General features: G+C 69.7%; 4 protein-coding genes. 2 read left to right on the top strand and 2 right to left on the bottom strand.

The window, feature by feature from the left end:
- Positions 1 to 175 precede the first annotated feature (175 nt).
- Together ACFXA3_RS12770 and ACFXA3_RS12775 are read right to left on the bottom strand one after the other, a co-directional pair.
- Positions 176 to 1,324 carry a glycosyltransferase gene (locus tag ACFXA3_RS12770; RefSeq protein ID WP_385185858.1) on the bottom strand — a complete coding sequence of 383 codons (1,149 nt, stop codon included), beginning with the start codon at positions 1,322 to 1,324 and terminating at the stop codon, positions 176 to 178.
- Positions 1,321 to 4,200, bottom strand: a complete 2,880-nt coding sequence (locus ACFXA3_RS12775) for a CDP-glycerol glycerophosphotransferase family protein (protein WP_385185861.1) — start codon at positions 4,198 to 4,200, stop codon at positions 1,321 to 1,323. Before ACFXA3_RS12775 ends, ACFXA3_RS12770 begins: the two co-directional genes overlap by 4 nt.
- Positions 4,201 to 4,358: 158 nt before the next feature.
- Between ACFXA3_RS12775 and ACFXA3_RS12780 the strand changes: the two genes are divergently transcribed.
- Positions 4,359 to 5,390, top strand: coding sequence for a glycosyltransferase family 2 protein (locus ACFXA3_RS12780; protein ID WP_385185864.1), 1,032 nt, complete (start codon positions 4,359 to 4,361; stop codon positions 5,388 to 5,390).
- A gap of 3 nt (positions 5,391 to 5,393) precedes the next feature.
- The gene (locus tag ACFXA3_RS12785) at positions 5,394 to 5,816 is read left to right on the top strand and encodes a GtrA family protein (RefSeq protein WP_385185867.1); all 423 of its coding nucleotides are present in this window, start codon (positions 5,394 to 5,396) and stop codon (positions 5,814 to 5,816) included.
- The last annotated feature ends 51 nt before the right edge of the window (positions 5,817 to 5,867 follow it).

Raw genomic sequence — 5,867 nt, forward strand, 5'->3', positions numbered from 1 at the left:
GCCGGCCACCCCGTCCGCTATTTTATCCCCTCCGCGTGGGCGGTGGGGGAGGCCAACCGAATGGGGGTTGGGCCACCACTCCGGCGCTGGGCCTTACCCCCGATCGCCCACCGCCCGGCAACGTGTCCGGGGCGGGCGGCTTCACATGCGGGGGAGGGGCTGCGCGCCCCGGGGCTCAGCGTTCCAGGAACGTGAACAGCTCTTCCCAGCGGTCGGTGATCTCGGCGCTGGAGTAGCGCTTCACGGTCTGGAAGGCGTTGTCGCCGAGCCGGTCGCGCAGTTCGCGGTCCGCCATCAGCACGCGCAGGTGCCCGGCCAGCTCCATCGTGTTGCCCAGCCGGGCCAGCAGCCCGTCCTCGCCGTGCTCGACGATCTCCCGGACGCCCGGCGCGCAGTCGAACGCGGCCACCGGCACGCCCGCGGCCATCGCCTCCAGCAGGGTGATCGGGAAGCCCTCGGCCCGCGAGGCCTGCGCGAAGACCGAGGCCCCGCGCAGTGCGCCCAGCACGTCGTCGGTGCTGCCCATCCACTGCACCGAGTCGGTCAGTCCGAGACCGGCGGCGTGGGCCCGCAGCGTCGGCTCCTCCACGCCCGCCCCGTAGATCCGAAGGACCCAGTCGGGGTGGTGCGGGGCGGCGTCGGCCCACGCGTCGAGCAGCAGGTCCACGCCCTTCTCGAACGCGAGGCGGCCGACGCTGGCGACGACCTTCTCCGTGCGGGGGGCGGTCGAGTCCGGCATGAACGGCAGCGGGTTCGGCATGCTGCCCACGTTCTCCATGCCCGCCCGGATCCACAGGTCCGCGTCCTCGGGGGTCAGCACCAGCAGCCGGTCGACCTCGGAGTAGTGGCGGCGGACCCGGTCGCCGCGGGTGGACTTCTGGCTGGCCTCGAACGACTCGTGGCTCATGCCGATGAGGGTGAGCCCCTTGGTGTCGGCGAGCCCCACCCACTCCATCGCCCAGACCTGCGTGACGATCACGACGGCGCCGGGGCCGGCCGCGCGGAAGAGCTCGCTCAGCTCCTCCGCCTTCGCCCGCATCTTCGCCCGCCGGGCCGCCTGGCGGCGCCGCTCGGGCGCGTTGAGGCGGCCCTTGATGCCGCGCAGGCGGCGGGCCTTCGGCGGGTGCGCCTCGTACAGGGTGGTCATCGCGTACGGCAGGTCCTGCGGCAGCGCCTGCCGGATCTCCTCGGCGACCGGGGCGATGCCGACGATGTGCACCCGGTGCCCGCGGTCGGTGAACAGCCGGGCCATCTGGTGCGACCAGGTCGTCACGCCGCCCAGCTCGTCGACGCTGTTGGAGACGATGAAGATGTCCCGGCTCACTTGCCGCTCCTGGTGAAGAACTTCTCGACGATCTGGCGGGCCGCGTCCCCGCGGTCGTACTCGCCGAACTCGGTGAGGAAACGCTGGCGGGCCTCGGCGTACTTGGCGTCCGCCTCGTCGAAGGCGGCGAGGGCCTGGAGGAGTTCGTCGGCCGTGGCCACCACCGGACCGGGCGCCTTCTCCTTCAGGTCGAAGTACGTGCCGCGGATGTCGGTCGCGTACTTCTCGTAGTCGTACGCGAAGAACAGCATCGGCCGGTCCAGGACCGCGTAGTCGAACATCACGGACGAGTAGTCGGTGATCAGCCCGTCGGCGAGCGCCAGCAGCGGGGTGATGTCGTGGTGCCGGGACACGTCGACGACCCGGCCCGCGACCGACGGCGGCAGCGAGACGCTGTTGAGGTAGTGGGTGCGCACCAGCAGCGTGAACCGGTCACCGAGCCGCTCGGCGAACTCCTCCACGTCGAAGGGGAACTCGAAGCCCTCCACCGCGCCGTCCGCGCTGGCCCGGAACGTCGGCGCGTACAGCAGCACCTTCTTCTCCGGGTCGATGCCCAGCTCGGCGGCGAGCGGCCCGCGCACCCGCTCCCCGCTCTGCGCCTCGGCGCGCTGTGCCTCGACCAGGGCGTCGTTGCGCGGGTAGCCGGTGCGCAGCAGCACCTCGTCGCGCAGCCGGAAGCCCTTGGCGAGGGTGCGGGCGTCGTGCTCGGAGCGGATCAGGAAGTGGTCGAAGCGGTTGACGGCCGCCTGGAACTTGTCCTGGCCGGCCTTGCCCTGCGCCTTGGTGCGGGGCTCGTGGAAGCCCATGCGCTTGAGCGCGGAGCCGTGCCAGGTCTGGATGTACGTGGTTCCCTCGCGCTTGGCCAGGGCGAGGGGGAAGCCCTGGTTGTCGACCCAGAACTCGGCCTGCGCCAGTGCGCGCAGGTACGGCCAGCTCCAGCGGCGCACCAGGGTGGCGTCCTTGGGGAAGCCGGTGGGCTTGCCGCCCGCGTACGACCAGATCGCCTCGAACGGGACGCCCTGGCGGACCATCTCCTCGTAGATCGCCTTCGGGCTGTCGCTGTACTGCTTGCCCATGTGGCTCTCGAAGACGACCGTGCCCTTCTTGACCGGCAGCTTCGAGAAGACCTCGTGGTAGACCTTCACCTTCTGCTCGCCCGAGCCGAGGTTGCGGCGGGCGCGCAGCGCCTTGCGCAGGCCCCGCTTGACCACGTTGGCGGCCTTGCCGTGCATCGCGCTGCTGATCAGCGTCTGGGTGCGGACGGCGGCGGCGCCCTCGGCGGTCAGGACGTAGGAGAGGTTGCCCTTCTTGGTGACCTCCGGCTCGAAGCGGTCGGAGACCAGCCTGGTCAGCCGCGGACGCACGCGCAGGCGGGCCGCCGACTCCAGGTCGACCCCGCCGACGGAGACGCGGGTGGTGACGCGGTCGCGGCCGGCGGTCAGCTTCAGCCGGACGTCCCAGACGGCGTCGATGATGCCGAGGGGACGGACGGTGCTGCCGATGTCGGCCGAGCCGCTCCACTCGATCGTGTCACCGGCATGGCGCACGGTTGCCACCGGGAAGCTGAAGGAGCGCACGCCGATCTGCCGGCGGGCCCGGAACTCCAGCGTGGCCCCCAGTTCCGCTTCCGGGCTGATCCGGCCCAGCGGGTTCACCACGGTGCCCGAGAGGGTCACGGTGCCGCGCCCGTCGTCCTCGTACGAGGTCAGGCGGTTGCCCAGGGCGAGGGAGCCGAGCGCGGTGGTGTGGAAGCCCTGGTCGGTGACGTCCAGTATGCGGCGGGCCTCGGCCCCGTCCGGACCGTCGATGTGCGCGGCGCACCAGTAGACGCGCCCGTCGCGCTCCGCGAGCGGAGAGGTCAGCCGGCCCTTGTTGGTCATGGCGTCGGCGGCCGGGATCAGGTTGTCCCAGTCCTCCTTGCCGAGCAGGTAGGCGCAGATCGCCTGGAGGAACGTGACGTTCTCGTACGCGGCCGGGTCGATGCCGGCCAGGTAGCCGTTGGCGAGCCGGGCGAACTCCTGCCGGTACGCGTCGCCCAGCAGGGGCAGGTCGCGCAGGTGCAGCACCAGGTCGTGCTTGAGGAACTTGGCGTCCTTCGCGGACTTGATGTCCGTGTGGCCCTTGGCGGCCAGCAGCTCGTCGACGCGGCGGTGGATCTCCATCCGGTGGACGAAGTTCGCGATCTCGTGGCGCCGGTTGGTGATCGACTTCGAGGCGGCCTTCTCGGCCACCTTCCAGTAGTACACGTGGTTGGGGATCAGGGTGATCCGGCGGGCGGCGACGTAGGCCTGCGCGGAGAACAGCAGGTCCTCGTAGTGGATGCCGACCGGGAACTCCAGGCCCTGCTCCAGCAGGAACTCACGCCGGTAGCACTTGTTCGTGGAGAGGGTGTCGTACACCAGCAGGTCGGGGTACTCGGTGATCGACTCCAGCGTCCGGGTGCGCGAGTAGATCCAGGGGTACCACTCGGTGGTCTTGCCCCACCGGTTGTCGAGGTGCACGCGCACGCACATGCCCGACACCAGGTCGGATCCGGTCCGCTCGGCGGCGGCCAGCATGTTCCGGCAGGCGTTTCGTTCCAGCACGTCGTCGCTGTCCAGGAACATCACGTACGTGCCGGTGGCCTGCCGGATCCCGTGATTGCGCGGCGCGCCGCAGCCGCCGCTGTTCTCCGGCAGCTGGAAGGCGCGCACTCTTCCCGGATGCGCCGCTTCGAGCTCCTTGGCGATCGCGTACGACCGGTCCTTGCTGCAGTCGTCGACGATCACGACTTCGACCCCGTGCAGGGTCTGGTCCAAAACCGACCGGACGGCTGTCGGCAGACGCTCTGCGTCGTTGTAGACGATGACGACCACGGAGACGTCAGGCACGTGCACCTCGATCCCTTCGTTCCATTCCGCTTAACCCGTCAAAGCTACCGTGTGCCGCGCGCGGATCCGGCAGGCCGACCCTCGGCGTGCATACTTCTTAGGAAGAGGTGTGTGGCGGGTCCGGTCGCCGACAATCACCCGTTCGGACCCAGCAGGAAGTGTTCATGACGAAGCTGTCCGTAGTAGTCCCTTGCTACAACGAAGAAGCCGTGATCGACAGCTTCGACGCGGAGATCCGCAGGGTCCTGGACTCCCTGCCCGTCGAGTACGAGGTCTGCTACGTCGACGACGGCAGCCGTGACGGAACCCTCACCAAACTCCGCAAGATCGCCGCCGAGTACGGGGACCAGACCCGGTACGTCTCCTTCAGCCGCAACTTCGGCAAGGAGGCCGGCATGCTCGCCGGCCTGCGCGAGGCCACCGGCGACGCCGTCGTGATCATGGACGCCGATCTCCAGCACCCGCCGGAGCTCATCGCCACCATGCTCGACTACCACCGGCAGGGCCACGACCAGATCATCGCCCGCCGCACCCGCGAGGGCGACAAGAAGGTCCGCTCCGCCCTCAGCCGCCTCTACTACCGCGGCGTCAACCGCTGGGTCGACGTGGAGCTCACCGACGGCGTCGGCGACTTCCGGATGCTGTCCCGGCCGGCCGTGGACGCGCTGCTGTCGCTGCCCGAGTACAACCGCTTCTCCAAGGGCCTCTTCTCCTGGATCGGCTTCGACACCGTCCACTTCGACTACCGCAACGCCCAGCGCGAGGCCGGCGAGACGAAGTGGAAGTTCGGCTCCCTGCTGAACTACGCCATGGACGGCCTGATCTCCTTCAACAACCGGCCGCTGCGCATCGGCATCTGGGCGGGCGTGTCGCTGGTGGGCCTGGCCGCCCTGTACGCGGTGTGGATCGCCGTCATGGCCATGACCCACGGCGTCACCGCTCCCGGCTACGTGACCCTCGTCGCGATCATCGTCGGCATCGGCGGCGTGCAGATGATCATGCTGGGTCTGATCGGCGAGTACATCGGGCGCATCTACTACGAGACCAAGCGCCGTCCGCACTTCCTGGTCAAGGAGGCGCACGGCGCGGACCCGCAGGCCCGTCCCGACGCCGCGGGGGTCCACACGGGCGAGCGTGAACGCGGCGGGCTGTCCGCCTCGCGCCTGACGGTCACCGCCGAGCACGAGGTGCGCTGAGCCATGCGCAGCCAGCTCGGCCAGATCATCCGCTTCGGCCTCGTCGGAGCCGTCAACACCGGCACCTTCTTCGGCATCTACCTGCTGCTGCACCCGTGGATGCCGTACTTCCTCGCCTACACCCTCGCCTTCCTGCTGGCGATGGTCGGCTCGTTCTTCATGAACACCTACTTCACCTACCGGACCAAGCCCACCTGGAAGAAGTTCCTCCTCTTCCCGCTGACCAACATCACGAACTACGTGATCCAGTCCGCCGGGCTCTACGCCCTGGTGACCTGGGCCGGGCTGGACACCCGGATCGCGCCGCTCGTCGCCGCCGTCGTGGCCATCCCGTTCACCTTCCTGCTGTCCCGCAAGATCCTCGTCCCGGGCGCCGCCGCGCAGGCGGAGGAGCCGCAGCCGGCCCGCAGCGGGTCCACGGGCTGAACCGCCGGCCGGACGGCCGTACCGGTCCAACGGCTGACAACCCACCGCGGG

The sequence above is a fragment of the Streptomyces sp. NPDC059456 genome, from assembly GCF_042750055.1.
Taxonomy (GTDB): domain Bacteria; phylum Actinomycetota; class Actinomycetes; order Streptomycetales; family Streptomycetaceae; genus Streptomyces.

What these genes read in the sequence shown, in the direction of transcription:
- ACFXA3_RS12780 (WP_385185864.1), top strand. Translation starts at nt 4,359, where the DNA reads ATGACGAAGCTGTCCGTAGTAGTCCCTTGCTACAACGAAGAAGCCGTG.
- ACFXA3_RS12785 (WP_385185867.1), top strand. Translation starts at nt 5,394, where the DNA reads ATGCGCAGCCAGCTCGGCCAGATCATCCGCTTCGGCCTCGTCGGAGCC.